Genomic DNA, 17,906 nt, shown 5'->3' with positions numbered 1-17,906 from the left:
GGCGACACCCAACCGGCGTCGGGGCGCGTCGTCATGGTGTGGCCGGGCATTTCGAGCGAGGAACGAGCGAGATGGGCGAGACGATGCGTCCCGTCGCCGGGTCCATAGCCGCCCAGCCGCTGGCCCCGCCTCAGCCCTGACTATCGGCCCGGTTCCGAGCCCGCCGCGCCTCAAGCTCCTGCAGCTGAGTAAGCACCTTCAGCGACTCTTCAGCGTCGGTCGTCGGGTCGAGCCGCTGCAGCCTGCCGTGTAGTTCCGCGGCGATCCGGGTCATGTCCAGGTCGAGTAGCTTGGCCATGATTGCCCGGCAGTAGCGCTCGATGCCCTCGTCATCGGTTGGCAGCGGACGCACGGCCAGCTCGCCGACCAGGTTCGACACCACCTCCGAGGCAGCCGTCCGCACCTTCTCCGGCCAGGCTGAAGGGCTTTGCTGTCCCGCGGCCAGCCCGCCGGCGGCCCGGATCGCGTCATGGACGGCACGGTGCGCCGGCGAGCGGAAAACCTGTCCGTCGAGCAGGTCGAAAGCCTCGGCCTTCACCGACAAGGGGTGCTGCAGCACCACCTGGAGCGCCCCGCGCTCGACCTGGGCGACCGGGTCCGTGGAGTCCTGCCGGCGTCCGCCCGTCGCCGAAGATGAGCCCTGGGGCCGGCCGTCCTCGCCCTGGGAACCCGAACCGCGCCGGGATGCCGCCTGAACGGCGCGAAGCACCTCTTCGACGTCGATGCCGATCCTTCCGGCCAGAAACCGTGCATAGCCCGGACGCAGCGCACTGTCCCGGATGCCGGCCACAACGGGCGCGGCCGCACGAAGGGAGGCAACGCGCCCTTCCACCGTGTTGAGATCGAAGCTGGCAAGCGTCGACACGATGGCGAACTCGAACAGCGGACGACGGGACTTCACCAGATTGACCACGGCCGCATCGCCGTGCTGTTGCCGCAGCTCGCACGGATCGGCGCCGCTCGGCTCCACCGCGACGAACGTCTGAGCGACGAAACGCTGGTCCTCGGAGAACGCGCGCAGCGCCGCCTTTCGGCCAGCGGCATCGCCATCGAAGGTGAAGACCACCTCGCCACCGAAGGTCTGTGAGTCAGAGATCAGCCGGCGGGCGACCTTGATGTGATCCGTGCCGAACGCCGTGCCGCAGGTCGCAACCGCCGTGGTGACGCCGGCAAGATGGCACGCCATCACGTCGGTGTAGCCCTCGACCACAACAAGCTGTCGCTTCTTGCCGATGTCCCGTTTTGCCAGGTCGATACCGTAGAGCACCTGCTGTTTGCGGTACAGCGCGGTGTCCGGGGTGTTGAGATACTTCGGCCCCTGGTCATCTTCGTAAAGCTTGCGGGCGCCGAACCCGATCGTGTCGCCGGTGAGGTCGCGGATCGGCCAGATCAGCCGGCCGCGGAAACGGTCGTAGAGTCCGCGGTTTCCTTGGCTCATCAGCCCGGACGCGCTCAGCTCGGCCTCGGTGAACCCCCGGCCGCGCAAGTGCTTCAGCAAGGAATCCCAACCCTTTGGCGCGTAGCCGACGCCGAAGTGTTCGGCGGCCTGCTTGCTGAACCCGCGTTCGGCAAGGAACTGGCGCCCGGCTGCCGCCTCGGCGCTGCCCAGCTGTTGCTGGAAGAACGTGTCGGCCGCCTGGTTAGCCTGGATCAGGCGCTGCCGGCGCCCCACGTCCTCCCGCTTTGGCCCGTCCCCGTCCTCGTAGCGCAGCTGCACACCGACCTGTGCCGCCAGGCGTTCGACAGCCTCACTGAAGGTTGCGTGGTCAATCTTTTGCAGAAAGGTGAAAACGTCTCCGCTTTCGCCGCAGCCGAAGCAGTGGTACAGCCCAACCTGTGGCCGCACGTGGAACGACGGTGAGCGTTCATCGTGGAATGGGCACAGCCCCTTCATCGAGCCAACACCGGCAGATTTCAGCGTCACATGATGGCCGACGACTTCGTCAATCCGCACCCGTGAGCGCACCTCATCGATGTCGTCACGTCTGATCAGTCCTGCCACGCCTTTACCCTAGCCCGGACAAGTCGCCGTCGCCCGCGTGGATGGCGTGATACCAGCCCCAGGCGGAGTTGTCGGTCAGCGAAGCCACCTGGTCGATGACCACCCGCAAACGAGCGTCGTCGTTGTCGGCAACGGCATAGTCGGCCGAGAACATCGGCTCCAGCGACTCGGGATGGTCGGCGGCGTATCCGACCAGATCGACCAGGACCTGTTGCTGGTACTTCTGGATCTGCTGCCGGTCGGCGGCAACCATAACCGACACCGTAGCGAGTCCTTTCAGCACGCTGATCTCGGTCAGGGTGTCACGCGGCACCACGAGGTTACCGGCATAGCGGTTGAGCGACTCGTAGCCGTACTCTTCCCGGGTGGCATGTTCGGCAGCGGCGGCGAAGCGCCCGATCAGCTGTGACGTCATGTGTTTGAGCCCGGCCTGGGCCCGCCGGCTGCCGTCCCACGCTCTCGGCCAGTAGGCAGCGGAACGCAGCCGGTCCAGTGAGGCGAGCAGCTCGTCTTCCCCGACCTCGGGCAGATACCAGCGCCTGGTCGTCGAGGCCAGTTCGTCTCGGAGGTCGGCATCGTCGAGTGAGCCCAGGTCGAGCGAGCGTCCCACTACGGCGTCCTCGACGTCATGGACTGAATACGAGATATCGTCCGCGAGGTCCATCAGTTGGGCTTCCAGGCAGCGAACCCTGATCGGCGCATCCTGGCGGAGCCACGCGAACACCTCACGGTCATCCTCGTATACGCCGAACTTCTGCACGCTGGACGATTCGCCGGCGATCTCCGGTGCCTGGGATCGCGGCCAGGGGTACTTCGACACTGCATCGAGAGTGGCGCGAGTCAGGTTCAGGCCGGCTGACGGACCGTTCTCACCGGGAGCGAGCACCTTCGCCTCCAGCCGGGTGAGCAGGCGCAGCGTCTGGGCATTGCCCTCGAATCCCCCGATGTCCTTGGCCAGGCTCGCCAGTGCGATCTCGCCATTGTGACCGAACGGCGGGTGGCCAAGATCGTGGGACAGGCAGGCAGCGTCGACCACGTCCGGGTCGCAGCCCAAGTAGCGGGCAAGTTCACGGCCGACCTGCGCTACCTCGAGGCTGTGGGTCAGCCGGGTACGGACGAAATCGTCACTGCCCGGCGAGACCACCTGGGTCTTGGCGCCGAGCCGACGCAGCCCGGAAGAGTGCACGACCCGGGCACGGTCCCGCTGAAAGGCGCTTCGCCGCGGATTCTTGGCCGTTTCGGTGATCCACCGTTCCTGATCGAAGTCGCTGTACTGCGCAACGGGCGTGACCGTATCACCCATGCGTGAGGACTGGCTCACTCGTCATCCTCCTGAAATGTCTAATTCGGCGCCGGCCAGAACGGCACGCCGTTCACCGCTGAGTTCCCGATCATTCAGCCAGCCTTCAGGCAGCGCAGGCTTCTTCGGGCTCCCCGCACGTCCGCGCGAGCCTTCGGCATCGGCGCCCGGGTATGGAACGCTCAGGTCGAGCGCGTCGAGACGCTCGCGCAGCTCGGCAAGACTTGAAACCATTGCCAGCGCGCGCCGCGCATCGCCGCCGACCGCGTAGCCTTTGAAGTACCAGGCCATGTGCTTGCGCAGGTCACGCATGCCCCGGTTCTCGTCGGCAAAGTGCTCGGCCAGCAGCTCGCCATGCCGGTAGACCGTCGCGGCGACGTCTACGAGACCGGGTCGGATCCGCGTCGGGTCACCCCGGAAAGCGGCGGCCAGGTCACCGAAAAGCCATGGCCGACCCTGGCAGCCACGCCCCACCACGACCCCGTCGCAGCCGGTCTGGGCCATCATGTCAAGTGCGTCCTCGGCGGAGAAGATGTCGCCGTTGCCGAGCACCGGCACCGTGTCGCCCAGGGAATCCTTCAGCCGGGAGATCGACGACCAGTCGGCCGTACCGGAGTAGAAATCGGCGGCGGTCCGGGCGTGCAGCGCGATGGACGCCACGCCGGCATCCCGCGCGATCCGCCCGGCATCGAGATAGGTCAGGTGATCGGCGTCGATCCCCTTGCGCATCTTCACAGTGAGCGGGATGCCGCCGCGGGATGCCTCACGCACTGCCGAGGTTACGATCGCGGTGAACAGGTCGATCTTCCAGGGCAGCGCCGACCCCCCGCCGCGGCGGGTCACCTTGGGCACCGGACAGCCGAAGTTCAGGTCGATGTGATCGGCTCTGTCCTCGTCGACCAGCATCCGGATCGCGGCCGCAATGGTCGCCGGGTCCACTCCGTAGAGCTGGACCGAGCGGGGGCGCTCGTCGTCGTCATGGTGAATCAGCCGCATGGATTCCGGGGTGCGCTCCACCAGGGCGCGGGAGGTCACCATCTCGGACACGTACAGTCCCCCGCCGTACTCACGGCACAACCTGCGAAATGCGGCGTTGGTGATACCAGCCATCGGCGCCAACACAACGGGGGTCGGCAGCGTCATCGGCCCAATCTGCAAAGGCTTCGCCTGCTCCAAAAGAACACTCACGCCATCTATTGTCGCAAGTCCCTGCAAATTACGCGCGGCGGCGAACTCCGCGGAACACCAGCAACCTGTGCGGGCTAGCCGCCGGAGGCCGGCAGCGGATCCGGCATTCGCTCATCGTCCGGCTCACGCCTGGACACTGCCCGCACCACGACGACGGCGATCAGCGTGGTGATCGGGATCGCCAACACGAGCCCTATCGAACCAACCAGCGTCCGGGCGAGCTCCTCGGCCAACTCGCCGAAGGTCAGGGACTCCAGGAACGACCGGCTGTACATAGTGATCAGCACCATTGCCGGCAACGCGCCGCCGGCAACCGCGAACGCGACCGTGTACACGGTCGAGGCGATATGGTCCCGGCCGATCCGCATCGCCGAGCCGTAAAGCTCTCTGGCGCTGCGGTTCCTTGCGCCTTCTGAAAGCTCCCAGACGGCCGAGGCCTGGGTAATCGTCACATCGTTCAGCACGCCGAGTCCCGCGATGATCATGCCGCAGAGCACCAGCGACCCCAGCTGCATATCGGTATTGGACGCGAGCGTGTAACTGTCCTCACTGCCAATGCCGTTCAGATGAGCCGCGTCGGCTGCCCAGAACCCGAGGCCGACTGTGAGCCCGATGCCGGCGAGCGTGCCCAGCAGTGCGGTCGTCGTCCTGGCCGAGACACCGTGAGCCAGGTACAGCACGACGTACATGATGGCAGTCGATGAGACGAGTGCCACGAGGACCGGTTGCTCGCCGGCGACCAGGGCAGGCAGCATGAACTTCACCATCACGAGATAGGCGATGACCAGTCCGACCAGCGCCCTGAGCCCGCGCAACCTAGCGACCGCGACGACGACTACCGCATAGGCGACCGCGAGAGCAACGAACGGGAAGTCACGATCGAAGTCGACGAAAATGTACTCGAAGTTGCTGTTGGAAGCTTCCTGGGTCTCGGCATCGGGGAACGACAGCACCTTGAGATCGTCGCCGGGGTCGATGCCGGATGCCGCCACCTCGGGCGGAACGTACATCGAGCCGGTCTGGCCGCCGGCGACCGTGATGTCGACGTCGACGCAGTCGCCGCCGCCTTCCTCCTCTGTGCAGGGGCGGTGTTCCACCGCGGAAACTGTCGCCTCCGAATAGGAGACCCCCGGTGCCAGCGACGTGGGATCGTTGAAGTCGACCCGCGGCGGTTCGCCACTCGGCCACAACGCGAACAGACCGATGACGGTTGCCACGCCGATTGGGACAATGATGACCAGCATGCCGAGCATCGCCTTGCGGCGTCTGATCCGGTCACGCCTGGTCGCCGGACGCAGGTCAGCGCCGTGTGAGTGTCCTGCCGCCATCGTTTCGGTGCCCCCTGGATGGAACCGGTCAGGCCCCGAGTAGACCCTGTGCCAGATAGCCTCGAACCTTGTCGAGTGAAATCCGCTCCTGGCTCATGTCATCGCGTTTCCGAATGGTCACGGCGTCGTCATCCAGGGTGTCGAAATCGACGGTGATGCAGAATGGCGTTCCGATTTCGTCCTGCCGGCGGTAGCGCCGGCCGATAGCGCCCGCATCGTCGAAGTCGACGTTCCAGGTCTTGCGAAGCTCAGCGGAGAGTTCCTTGGCCTTTGGCGAAAGCCGTTCATTGCGGCTCAGCGGAAGCACCGCAGCCTTGATCGGCGCAAGCCGTGGATCGAGCTTCAGCACGGTTCGCTTGTCCACCCCACCCTTGGTGTTCGGCGCCTCGTCCTCGGTGTACGCGTCGACAAGGAACGCCATCAGCGAACGGGTAAGGCCGGCGGCGGGCTCGATGACGAACGGTGTCCAGCGTTCGCCGGACGCCTGGTCGAAGTACGACAGGTCGGCGCCGGAATGCTCGGCATGCGTGCTGAGGTCGAAGTCGGTGCGGTTCGCCACGCCTTCCAGCTCGCCCCACTGGGAGCCGGTGAAGCCGAACCGGTACTCGATGTCGACGGTGCGCTTGGAATAGTGCGAGAGCTTGTCCTGCTCGTGTTCGTACAGACGCAGGTTGTCCGGGTTGATTCCGAGCTCCGTGTACCAGGACAACCGCTCATCGATCCAGTACTGGTGCCATTCCTCGTCCTCGCCCGGCCTGACAAAGAATTCCATTTCCATCTGCTCGAACTCGCGGGTACGGAAGATGAAGTTTCCCGGGGTGATCTCATTCCGAAATGACTTACCGATCTGACCGATGCCGAACGGCGGCTTCTTCCGTGAGGTGCCGAGCACGTTCGCGAAGTTAACGAAGATACCCTGCGCAGTTTCAGGCCGAAGGTAGTGCAGGCCTTCTTCGTTGTCGACGGCGCCGAGGTAGGTCTTCAGCAGGCCGGAGAAGTTCTGCGGTTCGGTCCAGGCGCCCTTGACGCCGCAGTTCGCACAGTTGACATCCGCCAGGCCGTTCTCCGGGGCGCGCCCTTTCTTCTCCTCGTACTCTTCGACCAGGTGATCGGCGCGGTAACGCTTGTGGCAATTGGTGCACTCCACCAACGGATCGGTGAACACCTCCACGTGGCCGGAGGCCTCCCAGACCCGCTTCGGCAGGATGACTGCGGAGTCGAGCCCGACGACATCGTCGCGACCCCTGACAACAGACTGCCACCACTGGCGCTTGATGTTTTCCTTCAACTCGACGCCGAGGGGTCCATAGTCCCAGGCCGACCGGGTACCGCCGTAGATCTCACCTGCAGGAAAGACGAAGCCACGGCGCTTGGCCAGCGCTACAACGGAATCGAGCCGGCTGGGAGAAGCCAAGTTAATTACTCCTAATTATCGACAGGCCAACCTTGGAAGGTGATGCCCAATGTGGTGTGAACCTCAAGGGTATCCAACAACGCCTTAAGCCCGGAATCGCGACGCCCGAGGCACCAGACAACGGACGCCTGGGGCGCGACACAACCGACGCCTGGGGCACCAACCAGCGTCAGCTCCTAAATGAGGCGTCGGTCACTTCGGTCCCGTCGATGCACGGTATCGGCGACGCAGCCGCTAGACTGGTCACACACCCAAACTTTATTTGGCCATTTCCATGCCTTCCTAGCGTCGCGACCTAAATCGGTTGCAAGGGACGTTGTGCTCTTCATTGTGAGCCCTCAAGGCATTCGGCCACTGAGGGACGGCCGCTAATCCGCAGCGGCATAAGCGTGTTGAATATCCCGCGAGCAGAAGAGAGCACACATTGACCATGTCTGATACCCCAACATCCACCGAGACCGAGCGCGCGCCGTTTTCCGAACTCGGAATCAACGAAAAGGTACTGCGCGCACTGAGCGACGTCGGCTACGAAACGCCGACGCCGATCCAGGCCGTGACCATCCCCCCACTGCTTGAGGGCCGCGACGTCGTCGGACTGGCGCAGACCGGTACCGGCAAGACCGCGGCGTTCGCCGTTCCCGTTCTTTCGCACCTGGCCGAGCGTGGCCATCACGGCAAGGCGCCGGCCGCACTGGTTCTGGCCCCAACCCGTGAGCTCGCCCTGCAGGTCGCCGAGGCGTTCGCCTCATACGCCACCCACCTTCCAGGTTTCACCGTTCTTCCCGTCTACGGCGGGCAGAGCTACGGTCCGCAGCTGGCGGGTCTGCGCCGAGGCGCACAGGTAGTTGTCGGAACCCCAGGCCGGGTCATCGACCACCTGAAAAAGGGCACCATGGACCTTTCGCAGCTCGAGTACCTGGTACTCGACGAGGCCGATGAGATGCTGCGGATGGGCTTCCAGCAGGACGTCGAAGAGATCCTGGCGACGACTCCGGACAGCAAGCAGGTTGCGCTGTTCTCCGCGACGATGCCCAGCTCGATCCGCAAGATTGCGTCGAAGTACCTCAACGACCCACGTGAAATCACGGTCAAGTCGAAGACCACGACCGGCGCCAACACCCGTCAGCGCTTCCTGTCCGTCATGCACTCGCACAAGCTCGATGCGCTGACCCGCATCCTCGAGGTCGAAGAGTACGACGGCATCATCATGTTTGTCCGGACGAAGTCAGCGACCGAGGACCTCGCCGACAAGCTGCGGGCTCGCGGCTACACGGCGGCGGCAATCAACGGTGATATCCCCCAGCAGGCTCGTGAACGCACGATCAATCAGCTGCGCGATGGCCAGATCGACATCCTGGTGGCGACAGATGTCGCGGCCCGCGGCCTTGACGTCGAGCGAATCAGCCTCGTTGTCAACTACGACATCCCGCACGACACCGAGTCATACGTGCACCGCATCGGCCGCACCGGCCGCGCCGGACGTACCGGCGACGCGATCCTGTTCGTCACGCCGCGGGAAAAGCACCTGCTGCGTTCCATCGAACGCGCAACCCGTCAGCCGGTCAGCCCACTGGAGATGCCAAGCGTCGAAGACGTCAATGCATCCCGGGCTGAGCGCTTCGCAGCGCGCATCACCGAGGCACTCAGCTCTGAGGACCTCAGCACGGTGCGTTCCGTTGTCGAGGAGTACGAGCGCACCCACGACGTACCGGCCACCGAGATCGCTGCCGCGCTTGCGGCCATGGTCCTCGACGGTCAGTCGCTGTCGGTTGAGCCGCTGCCCGAACCAGGCAGCCGCAGCAAGGGTGTTGGCGCGGGTCGCCCGGGCAGCCGGGGCGACCGTCGTCCGGCGGGAAACCGCACCACCTACCGGCTCGATGTCGGCCGTGCGCACCGGGTACAGCCCGGCGCCATCGTCGGTGCGATCGCGAACGAGGGCGGCATCAACTCGTCCGACATCGGCCACATCGACATCCGCTCCGACCACAGCCTGGTCGAACTTCCGAGCGAGCTTCCCGACTCGACCTGGCAGGCACTGAAGCGCACCCGGGTTGCCGGTGAGCTGATCCGGCTTCGCCGTGACTCCGGTCGTCCGGGCCGTCCGGAACACGGCGGACGACGCGACGACAGCGGGCGCCGTGACTTCGGTGGCCGTGACCGGGACGAGTCCCGTGGCGGCGACCGGGAGTACCGCGGGGGCAAGAGCTCCGACGGCCCAGGCCGCAAGCCACGGCACAAAGTAGCCGGACGCAAGACGTACTAACTAGGTCCACCCCGGCGTCCACTCACGCGAAACGGTCCGCTTTCTAGTTGAAACATGCCCTCATAAGGGCAGACCTCAGCCAGAAAGCGGACCGTTTTCGGTTGATTCTTCGCGGCCTAGTTGTACTTCCCCGGGAGGTTGTGATCGCTCGGGTTGAGTGAAGGCCTCCCTGGAGGATGTGGGTTACCAAGCTCGCTCGTCCAAACGGAGGCCTTCATGGTTCACACTAACGCCCCTTTGAGCCATGTGAGCATGAGCGACGACGCACCCGACCCGCCGGGACGTCGGGTCGGCTGCGGCTGCGGCTGCGGCTGCGGCTGCGGCTGCGGCTGAATCCTCGGGTCGCCGGCATCGGGGCAGCGACCGAGAACGGGCGCGCTCGTCAGCGCGAGAGGTCCCAGCCAATCAGCGCAGCAACGATCAGCACCCGCGATCGTGTCGGCACGTTGTCGGTGAAACTCACCTCGTAGACCATCCTGCCGAACACCGGCCTCGAGCTGCCGAAGGCGATTACAGCCGTCTCCTGGCTGAACACGTCGTAGGCGCGCAGCTCTCGCCGCGTCGTCATGTGGCCCACAGGCTCCCCCGCACCGTCGCTGAGCACGATGGTCGGAAAGACCGTGAACTTCCGACCGTCGGTGGCGGCGGATCCCACCAGCTCACCTCCCGGCTCACTGACGGTGAGGTCCACCTTTCCCGTGCTTCCGGCCGCGCTCGCGATGTCCAGGCGGTGCACACCCTGACCGTCGACCAGGCCGAACTCGGCACCCGGCGTGGCGAATCGAGTGAGCAGGCTCCGCAGCAGGTGCTTGACATCCTGCTTCCCCTCCGTGATTCGCCAGTCGGCACGGGAGACCCCGGCGGCCCCCGTGATCACGTAGTCGAAGGACTCCCGCTGCATGAACAGCTGGTTGTCTTCGAAGAGTCCGTCCATGCGTCGATCATACCGGCGCCCCCTTCGGGCGGCGGCGACGACCTACGGGCCGCGCTTGCGATTCTTGAAGGCGGCAAAGGCGACGACGAGCGCCACCGCCGCGATCCAAAAGGTGGGGTCATCGAAAAAGATGGCCAACACCCCGATGGCTGCGACGGCCAACCCGACGAGCAGTGCCAGACAACCCAAGCCGCCGCTCACCGCGCTCGCAGTCCGTTTCCAGCCGTTTTTCTTCACCGGACGCTGCTCCGCGGCGGCGTCTGATTGCTCGCTCATCGCCCCAGGCTAGCATCGCCGGGCAGAGGCAGCAGGCCGAGCAGCTCGAGGTAGAGCTGCATCTTCGCGAACTGCCCACGGGGCGTTGAGTCGCCGTACTCGGCCTTGGCCCCACCGACAGTTCGGCGATCCGCTCGCGATCACGAAAGCGGACGTTGTCGGCCGTGAGTTCATTCATTCTCCGGCGCGCAGGGCGTCGCGAAGGCGGTGGGCGCCGCGCGGACTGAAGATTCCGCACATCAAAGCCGCGCTCGAAAAGTCTGTGAACCTGATGATGAGCCGCCCGGTCATGAATGGGCGCGATCGACGGGTGGCATCGAGTACGGCGGATCGCGCGATGGACCACACTTCGGTGGCCTCCCGGTGAGCGAGCCTGCGCCCGCTCACCAGGTCCTTGCTCGTGATCAGATCGCCCTCTTCGTAGACGATGAGCCGCTCAGTGGTTACCGCGAGTCGCGCCTCACCCAGCGGCCGTAGCGCGCGTCCCAGGCTCGCTGCCACGGACCCCGTGTGCCCAGTGAGCGCCACCCCGCAGACCCAGCGCTCGAACAGTCCCGGGTCGAGCACGACCGGTCCGCTCAATACGGCGCTGATCGGGTTGAGGTCGAATCCCTCGATCGCCTTGGGAGGTGCGCTTCGACCTATGCGATCTTCACCCCACAGCGCCACCGTGTCCCATGCCAGCGGCTCCTCACCGCGAGCGAGCGAGTCGCGAGCGGATGGGGGGAGCTGGGAGAGGCCGGTGAAGATCGGACGGGCGCTCATGTGTGCTCCTCGTCGAGTTGGCTGACGCGGCCGCGGGAGACGCCGAGAAGGGCCGCGGCGTCCGCGACGCTCACCTGCTGCTCGCGCACGAGGGTGCGAACCTGCGTGACGGGATCGCCGTCGATCGCGAGTTCCCATCCCCCGCTCCACCTCGTGGCGGTGACGTCAATGGTCGTGCTCACTGCTGCTCCCCCTTCGGCTCGTCGATCGCCTTCAGTGCCTTGCGTGTCAGCCCCGGCGAGACTTCGCGCGTCTGCGTGATGATGACGTGCTCCGCCTTAGCGGACCGTTTCGCCTGTTTGCTCGGCTCGGTCGACGGCGCCGCCGTATCGTCGATCCCGGCGGGCATAGGTTTCGACCGCGTCCCAGAGCGTGCGCCGGTCCACATCCGGCCACAGTACATCCTGAAACACCATCTCCGCGTACGCGCTCTGCCAGAGAAGGAAGTTGGAGAGCCGCTGCTCCCCCGACGAGCGCAGGAACAGATCCACATCGGGAACCTCGGGCGCATAGAGGTATTTCGAGATCAGCTTCTCATTGACCTTGCCCGGCTTCAGCACGCCGCGTGCGACGTCCGCCGCAATGCGTTCCATCGCATCGGAAATCTCGGCGCGGCCGCCGTAGTTCACGCAGAACTGCAGGGTCAACGTTGAGTTTCCGCGGGTCAGCTCCTCGGCGGTCTGCAGCTCGGAGATCACGCTCTTCCATAGCCGCCCCGGCCGCCCGGACCAGACGACCCGGACGCCCATCGCGTGCAGCTCGTCCCGCCTTCTGCGGATCACGTCTCGATTGAAGCCCATCAGGAAGCGCACCTCATCCGGTGATCGCTTCCAGTTCTCGGTGGAAAACGCATAGGCCGAAAGGTACGGCACACCGAGGTCGATCGCGCCGTGGATGACGTCGAGCAGCGAGGCCTCACCTGCGGTATGGCCTGCGGTTCGTGGTAGTCCGCGCTCGTTGGCCCAGCGTCCGTTTCCGTCCATCACGATCGCGATGTGCTTCGGCAGCACCGCGCGCGGAATGTTCGGCGGCACGGCGCCACTAAGATGCGGCGGCGGGGGGCTGACCGTTGCCGGATCCCGCCGGGGCACGCGAGCCGTCATGCGCGTTCGACCATCCGCAACGACCGCAGTCCTCGTTCCAGATGCCACTGCAGGTACGCCGAAACCAGGCCGCTCGCCTCTCGCTGGGTCCGTGCGTCGGCGCTGTCGGCCGAGGCCCAGTTTCCGCTGAGCAGCGCGGCCAGCAGAAGTACCGTCTCGGGGGCCGGAGCCGCGGCCCCCGGCGGACGGCAGCCGGAACAAACCGCCCCGCCAAGTACCGGCACGAAGGCACGATGCGGTCCGGGACGCGAGCAACGCGCACATTCGGTGAAGGATGGCGCCCAGCCCGCGATGGCCAGCGCGCGGAGCAAATACGCGTCCAGGATCAGGCTTGCGGCGTGCTCACGACGGCTCAGCGATCGCAGCGCTCCGCTGAGCAGCAGGAACTGCTGCAGCGTGGCGCTGTCGGCCTCGGTCAGCCGGGCACTGGTCTCGCACATCGCCGAAGCGGCCGTGTAGCTGCCGTAATCGGCGACGATCGCGCCGCCGAAAGGTTCAAGCGTGGCGACCTGCGTGACGATGTCGAGGTTCCGCCCCTGATGCAGCTGGGCGTCGACCAGCATAAAAGGTTCAAGCCGCGAACCGAATTTCGACTTGGTGCGCCGCACACCCTTGGCCACGGCCCGGACCTGGCCGTGCTGCCTGGTGAGCAGCGTGACGATGCGATCGGCCTCGCCCAGTTTGTGGGTGCGCAGCACGATGGCTTCGTCGCGATAAAGTGTCACGTTCTCATTCTCTCAGCTTCGTGCCGTCCACGCAGCGAAGCCACGCACCTCCACCTCGATCTGATTGGCGGATGTGCATGGCTTCGGCGTCTGCTTAACCGAGTCAGCGCATATAGCGGTTGACTGCGGAGATAACCGCCTTGAGCGAGGCGGTGGTGATGTTGGAATCCATACCGACCCCCCAGAGCACCCGGTCGCCGATGGCGCATTCAACGTACGCGGCAGCCTCGGCGTCGCCACCTGCCCCCATCGCGTGCTCCACGTAGTCCTGGACTCGCAGGTCAACATCGAACTGCTCGGAGAAAATTCCTACCAGCGCCGCGAGCGGTCCGTTGCCGCGACCTTCGACAGTGACATCCTCGCCATCGACGGTGAGTGCCGCCTGGAGCAACTCGCTGTGCCGTGGACTGGCGTCCTCACCGGCATCGCTGATGCCGGATTCGGTCCGCACACCGCGCAGCGCGTAGTGACCCCAGGTGTCGCCCTCTTCCGCCGGCAGGTACTCGTCGGTGAAGATCCGCCAGAGCGCGGCCGCTGACATCTCGCCGCCCTCGGATTCGGTCTGCCGCTGCACAACCTGGGAGAACTCAACCTGCAGCCTGCGCGGCAGGTCCAACTGGTACTCGCTCTTCAGCAGGTACGAGACTCCGCCCTTGCCGGATTGCGAGTTGACCCTGATTACTGCCTCGTAGCTGCGGCCGACATCCTTCGGGTCGATCGGCAGATACGGTACTCGCCATTCGAAGTCGTCGACGCTGATGCCCTCGTCGGCGGCGCGGCGTTCCCGGTCGTCGAAAGCCTTCTTGATCGCGTCCTGGTGCGAACCGGAGAACGAGGTGTAGACCAGGTCTCCGCCGTAGGGATGCCGCTCGTGCACGCCGATCTGGTTGCAGTACGTGACGGTGCGAACTATCTCGTCGATGTCGGAGAAGTCGATCTGCGGGTCGATGCCCTGGCTGTACAGATTCAGTCCGAGCGTCACCAGGTCGACGTTTCCGGTCCGCTCGCCATTGCCGAACAGGCAGCCTTCCACCCGGTCCGCCCCGGCCATAACGGCCAGTTCGGCGGAGGCGACGGCTGTGCCCCGGTCGTTGTGGGTGTGCACCGACAGCGCGACATCGTCGCGGTACGGCATGTTCCGGCTCATCCACTCGATCTGGTCGGCGTAGACATTCGGGGTGGACCGCTCGACAGTGCACGGCAGGTTGATCACGGTTTCCCGATCGGCGGCAGGCCCCCAGGTGTCCAGCACGGCGCCGACGATCTCGAGCGCAAAGTCCCGCTCGGTGTCCATGAAGATCTCGGGCGAATACTCATAGCCGAAGTTGGTTCCCGGCAGGTACTCGGAGGCGTATTTCATCACTGCCTGGGTGCCCTGGACCGCGATATTACGGCATTCCGCCCGCCCGTCGCCATCGAAGCCGAATACGACCTTGCGGAAGACAGGGGCGGCCGCGTTGTACATATGCACAGTGGCGTTCTTGGCACCCTCAAGCGATTGAACTGTGCGCTCGATCAGGTCCTCGCGGGCTTGGGTCAGGACCGAAATCCGCACGTCGTCCGGGACCCGATCCCCCTCGATCAGCTGCCGGATGAAGTCGAAGTCGACCTGGCTGGCAGCGGGGAAACCCACCTCGATTTCCTTGTAGCCCATGTCGATCAACAGGTCGTACATCCGCAGCTTGCGCGCGGGAGTCATCGGGTCGATGAGTGCCTGATTGCCATCACGCAGGTCGGTGGTGAGCCAGCGGGGAGCCGTCTCGATCCGTTTCGACGGCCAGGTGCGGTCCGGCAGATCGGCGTCGACGTGGGTATGAAAAGGCCGGTACTTATGGATCGGCATTCCGCACGGCTGTTGATTGTTGCTCGTTGAGCGTGGCATTGGATCCTCGTTGTCTAAAATTTGTACGTGGGACTTGACCGGACAGCACAAACTCCGCGACAGGGATGCGGCCTCTTAGAGGTCCCCGCCGCGGCAACGAAGGAGGAGTTGCTGCCAATGCATGAGACCCACGGTACTACATGGTGGGATGTTCGTTCCAGCCGGAACCCGGTCACGAACGCGCCGGGCCGCCGCGGCCCTCAGCCCTCAGCCCTCAGCTAAAAGATCTCGTACTTCTGTTTGGCCAGGGTGAAACCACGTCCGGTGGCATCGGACGTGCAGGTCATCCCGGTCTTCGCGCTGGAACAAGTCACACCCTTGACCGACTTCTTCTGGCCATAGCCCAGCTCTGGCGCATCGGAACCGTCGACGGGGTCGGTCACACAGGTGAATTGCACCGTGTTCGACGCCGCTGTGATCGACTTTCCGAATGCGCCGGAACAATCGGCCGGCTTCTCGGGCGGATCGAACGACGCATCCCTGATGTCGCAACGGGCACTGCCGTCCTGGGATATCTGGCAGCTGATGTTGCCTGACGGCGACGTGAACCGCTCCGCCTGGCCGTCCGGTCCCGAGCCACTTCCCGCCTCGGACTCCGAACCTGGCGAACTCTCCCGCGCGGCCTGCGTGTTCGAGCCGGTGTTCGCGGTCCGGTCGGACGACGGAGCCGCGGCCATCCCGATCAGCGCACCGATCAGCAGGGCAAATAGCGCGACGCCGCCAAAGAGCACGAACATCGATCCGCGCCGTTTGGCTTTCAGCTGGTCGCCCGGCCGGCTCGGCGCAGCACTCTGCGCGCCCTTCTGCGGACGCCGGGGCTGACTCACCGGTAGCCGGGCCGCCGGATATTCATTGACCGGATATTGCGTTGTTTCCGGGTACCGGTGCTGCCCGGGTTGCCCGACGGGCTCGGCCGGCAGAACATGAGTGTGCTGGAGCCCGGGCTGCGCCCCCGACGAGGCGTCCGGCATCGGGCTGGCTACGGAAGGAGAGACCGTCCGCTGAACCTGGGTCGGCGCCCAATACTGGGCTGCCAATTGCTGATTCTGCCGATGCAGGTCGACGGTGTCGCTGGCGGAGAACAGGTCCTGGCCTTCGGGTCGATCGGAACGAGAAGCAAAGATTTCCCCGGTCAGCGAGGCACCGTCATTCTCCTCGTCGTCACCCGGGATCCGTGGCGGGACTGCGGGCGGCGGCGGAATATTCATTGCATAAATGTTACCGGTTCTTAACCAAGACGCGAATATTGCGCACAGTAACACCGGCCTGCGCGGAGCCACGCAGGCTGTGTCAGGCTATGAACATGACCGTTCCAGCAGAGAGCAATCAGAAGTTCGCGCAGTACGCGAACCCGGAAAAACTGGTGTCCACCGAGTGGCTTGCCGAGAACCTGAACTCGCCGGGCCTGGTGGTGGTTGAATCCGATGAAGACGTGCTGCTGTATGAGACCGGCCACATCCCCGGCTCGGTCAAGATCGATTGGCACACCGAGCTCAATGACCCGGTAACCCGTGACTACGTGGACGGTGAAGGTTTTGCCAGGCTGCTCTCCGCAAAGGGAATTTCACGCGATGACACCGTGGTGATCTATGGCGACAAGAGCAACTGGTGGGCCGCCTATGCACTGTGGGTCTTCTCGCTATTCGGCCACCAGGACGTCCGGCTGCTCGACGGAGGGCGCGCGAAGTGGGAAGCGGAGGGGCGCGAGTACACCACCGAAGCAACCCTCCGGCCAGCCACGAGCTACCCGAGCGTCGAACGGAACGACACCGGCCTGCGCGTCTTCCGCGACGACGTGCTGCAGCATCTCGGCACAGGCCCGCTCATCGACGTCCGCTCGCCGGAGGAATACAGCGGGGAACGAACAACGGCGCCCGCCTACCCTGAGGAAGGCGCCTTGCGCGCTGGCCACATCCCGACCGCGGTGAGCATTCCCTGGGGCCGGGCGGCCGCCGACGACGGCTCATTCAGGAGCCATGGCGAGCTCGAGGCGCTATACCGCGGCGAGGCGCGGCTGACCGACGATGATGACGTCATCGCCTACTGCCGGATCGGCGAGCGTTCCAGCCACACCTGGTTCGTACTCAAGCATCTTCTGGGCTTCGACAAGGTGCGCAACTACGATGGATCATGGACTGAATGGGGCTCGCTGGTGCGGGTGCCGATCGTCCGCGGCCCGGAACCGGGCAGCGTCAGCGCAACAGGAGGCTAGGGGCATGCCAGCGACAGACCAGATACCGGCCGCCTTCGAAGAGATCATCGATGACTTCCAGGCGCTGTCCGCCAAGGATCGGTTGCAATTGCTTCTGGAGTTCTCTCAGGGACTCCCGGATCTGCCCGACCGGTACGCCGAACACCCCGAACTGCTGGAGCGGGTAGAGGAGTGCCAGACTCCCCTGTTTCTCAAGATCGAGGTCGGTGATCCGGACCGCGCAGCCACGGCGGACGACGTCGTGCACCTCTTCTTCCATGCGCCCGCCGAGGCGCCGACCACCAAGGGGTTTGCCGGCATCCTGCTCGAGGGCCTTGACGGCGAGAGCGCGGATACAATCCTGAATCTGCCGGCAGACCTACCCGGCCGGCTCGGCCTGACCGAGGCGGTTTCCCCGCTACGGATGCGGGGAATGTCGGCAATGCTTGGCCGGATCCAGCGCCAGATCCGCGAAACCGTGTCCTGACCGACGCCACGCCCTAACGCCTGCCGCTGCATCCTGCCGACTCATGGC

At 65.1% G+C, this 17,906-nt stretch carries 16 protein-coding genes; 3 read left to right on the top strand and 13 right to left on the bottom strand.

Annotation, left to right across the window (positions count from 1 at the left end; all coding sequences use genetic code 11):
* Window positions 1–130: 130 nt before the first annotated feature.
* The 5 genes from dnaG to LWF01_RS06340 form a co-directional block, all read right to left on the bottom strand.
* A complete protein-coding gene (gene dnaG / locus LWF01_RS06360; protein ID WP_349640201.1) occupies window positions 131–2,002 on the bottom strand; it encodes a DNA primase in 1,872 nt (623 codons plus the stop codon).
* Window positions 2,003–2,006: 4 nt separating this feature from the next.
* Window positions 2,007–3,305: a deoxyguanosinetriphosphate triphosphohydrolase gene (locus LWF01_RS06355; RefSeq protein ID WP_349640840.1), complete on the bottom strand. Its 1,299-nt coding sequence runs from the start codon at window positions 3,303–3,305 to the stop codon at window positions 2,007–2,009.
* Window positions 3,306–3,326: 21 nt separating this feature from the next.
* Complete coding sequence (dusB, locus tag LWF01_RS06350) at window positions 3,327–4,445, bottom strand: tRNA dihydrouridine synthase DusB (protein ID WP_349640839.1); 1,119 nt, start codon at window positions 4,443–4,445, stop codon at window positions 3,327–3,329.
* 119 nt (window positions 4,446–4,564) lie between these two features.
* Window positions 4,565–5,818, bottom strand: a complete 1,254-nt coding sequence (locus LWF01_RS06345; RefSeq protein ID WP_349640200.1) for a YibE/F family protein — start codon at window positions 5,816–5,818, stop codon at window positions 4,565–4,567.
* A 28-nt stretch (window positions 5,819–5,846) separates the two neighbouring features.
* Window positions 5,847–7,232, bottom strand: a complete 1,386-nt coding sequence (locus tag LWF01_RS06340; protein WP_349640199.1) for a glycine--tRNA ligase — start codon at window positions 7,230–7,232, stop codon at window positions 5,847–5,849.
* A 430-nt stretch (window positions 7,233–7,662) separates the two neighbouring features.
* Between LWF01_RS06340 and LWF01_RS06335 the strand changes: the two genes are divergently transcribed.
* Window positions 7,663–9,495 (top strand): DEAD/DEAH box helicase, encoded by a 1,833-nt coding sequence (locus LWF01_RS06335; RefSeq protein WP_349640198.1) that lies wholly within the window; start codon window positions 7,663–7,665, stop codon window positions 9,493–9,495.
* A 382-nt stretch (window positions 9,496–9,877) separates the two neighbouring features.
* Here the strand turns inward: LWF01_RS06335 and LWF01_RS06330 are convergent, their stop codons facing one another.
* The 8 genes from LWF01_RS06330 to LWF01_RS06295 all read right to left on the bottom strand — a co-directional run bounded on the left by LWF01_RS06330 (window position 9,878) and on the right by LWF01_RS06295 (window position 16,388).
* Entirely contained in the window at window positions 9,878–10,429 is a 552-nt protein-coding gene (locus LWF01_RS06330) for a hypothetical protein (RefSeq protein ID WP_349640197.1), read from the bottom strand.
* Between the two features lie 42 nt (window positions 10,430–10,471).
* Window positions 10,472–10,705 (bottom strand): hypothetical protein, encoded by a 234-nt coding sequence (locus LWF01_RS06325; protein ID WP_349640196.1) that lies wholly within the window; start codon window positions 10,703–10,705, stop codon window positions 10,472–10,474.
* Between the two features lie 174 nt (window positions 10,706–10,879).
* Complete coding sequence (locus LWF01_RS06320) at window positions 10,880–11,470, bottom strand: hypothetical protein (protein WP_349640195.1); 591 nt, start codon at window positions 11,468–11,470, stop codon at window positions 10,880–10,882.
* Entirely contained in the window at window positions 11,467–11,652 is a 186-nt protein-coding gene (locus tag LWF01_RS06315; protein WP_349640194.1) for a hypothetical protein, read from the bottom strand. The genes LWF01_RS06320 and LWF01_RS06315 overlap by 4 nt, the downstream gene beginning before the upstream one ends.
* Window positions 11,653–11,748: 96 nt before the next feature.
* Complete coding sequence (locus LWF01_RS06310) at window positions 11,749–12,573, bottom strand: isoprenyl transferase (protein WP_349640193.1); 825 nt, start codon at window positions 12,571–12,573, stop codon at window positions 11,749–11,751.
* A complete protein-coding gene (gene recO, locus LWF01_RS06305; protein WP_349640192.1) occupies window positions 12,570–13,298 on the bottom strand; it encodes a DNA repair protein RecO in 729 nt (242 codons plus the stop codon). Before recO ends, LWF01_RS06310 begins: the two co-directional genes overlap by 4 nt.
* A gap of 103 nt (window positions 13,299–13,401) precedes the next feature.
* The gene (leuA, locus tag LWF01_RS06300) at window positions 13,402–15,180 is read right to left on the bottom strand and encodes a 2-isopropylmalate synthase (RefSeq protein WP_349640191.1); all 1,779 of its coding nucleotides are present in this window, start codon (window positions 15,178–15,180) and stop codon (window positions 13,402–13,404) included.
* A gap of 218 nt (window positions 15,181–15,398) precedes the next feature.
* Window positions 15,399–16,388 carry a DUF6636 domain-containing protein gene (locus LWF01_RS06295; RefSeq protein ID WP_349640190.1) on the bottom strand — a complete coding sequence of 330 codons (990 nt, stop codon included), beginning with the start codon at window positions 16,386–16,388 and terminating at the stop codon, window positions 15,399–15,401.
* Between the two features lie 95 nt (window positions 16,389–16,483).
* Here LWF01_RS06295 and LWF01_RS06290 point away from each other — a divergent pair, with 95 nt between their 5' ends.
* Window positions 16,484–17,392: a sulfurtransferase gene (locus LWF01_RS06290; RefSeq protein ID WP_349640189.1), complete on the top strand. Its 909-nt coding sequence runs from the start codon at window positions 16,484–16,486 to the stop codon at window positions 17,390–17,392.
* A gap of 4 nt (window positions 17,393–17,396) precedes the next feature.
* A complete protein-coding gene (locus LWF01_RS06285) occupies window positions 17,397–17,858 on the top strand; it encodes a SufE family protein (RefSeq protein WP_349640188.1) in 462 nt (153 codons plus the stop codon).
* Window positions 17,859–17,906: the final 48 nt, after the last annotated feature.

It is taken from the genome of Saxibacter everestensis, from assembly GCF_025787225.1.
In the GTDB taxonomy this organism is placed as follows: domain Bacteria; phylum Actinomycetota; class Actinomycetes; order Actinomycetales; family Brevibacteriaceae; genus Saxibacter; species Saxibacter everestensis.
Note: the sequence above shows the minus strand (reverse complement) of the source record. Positions and strands in the feature narration are given on the sequence as shown.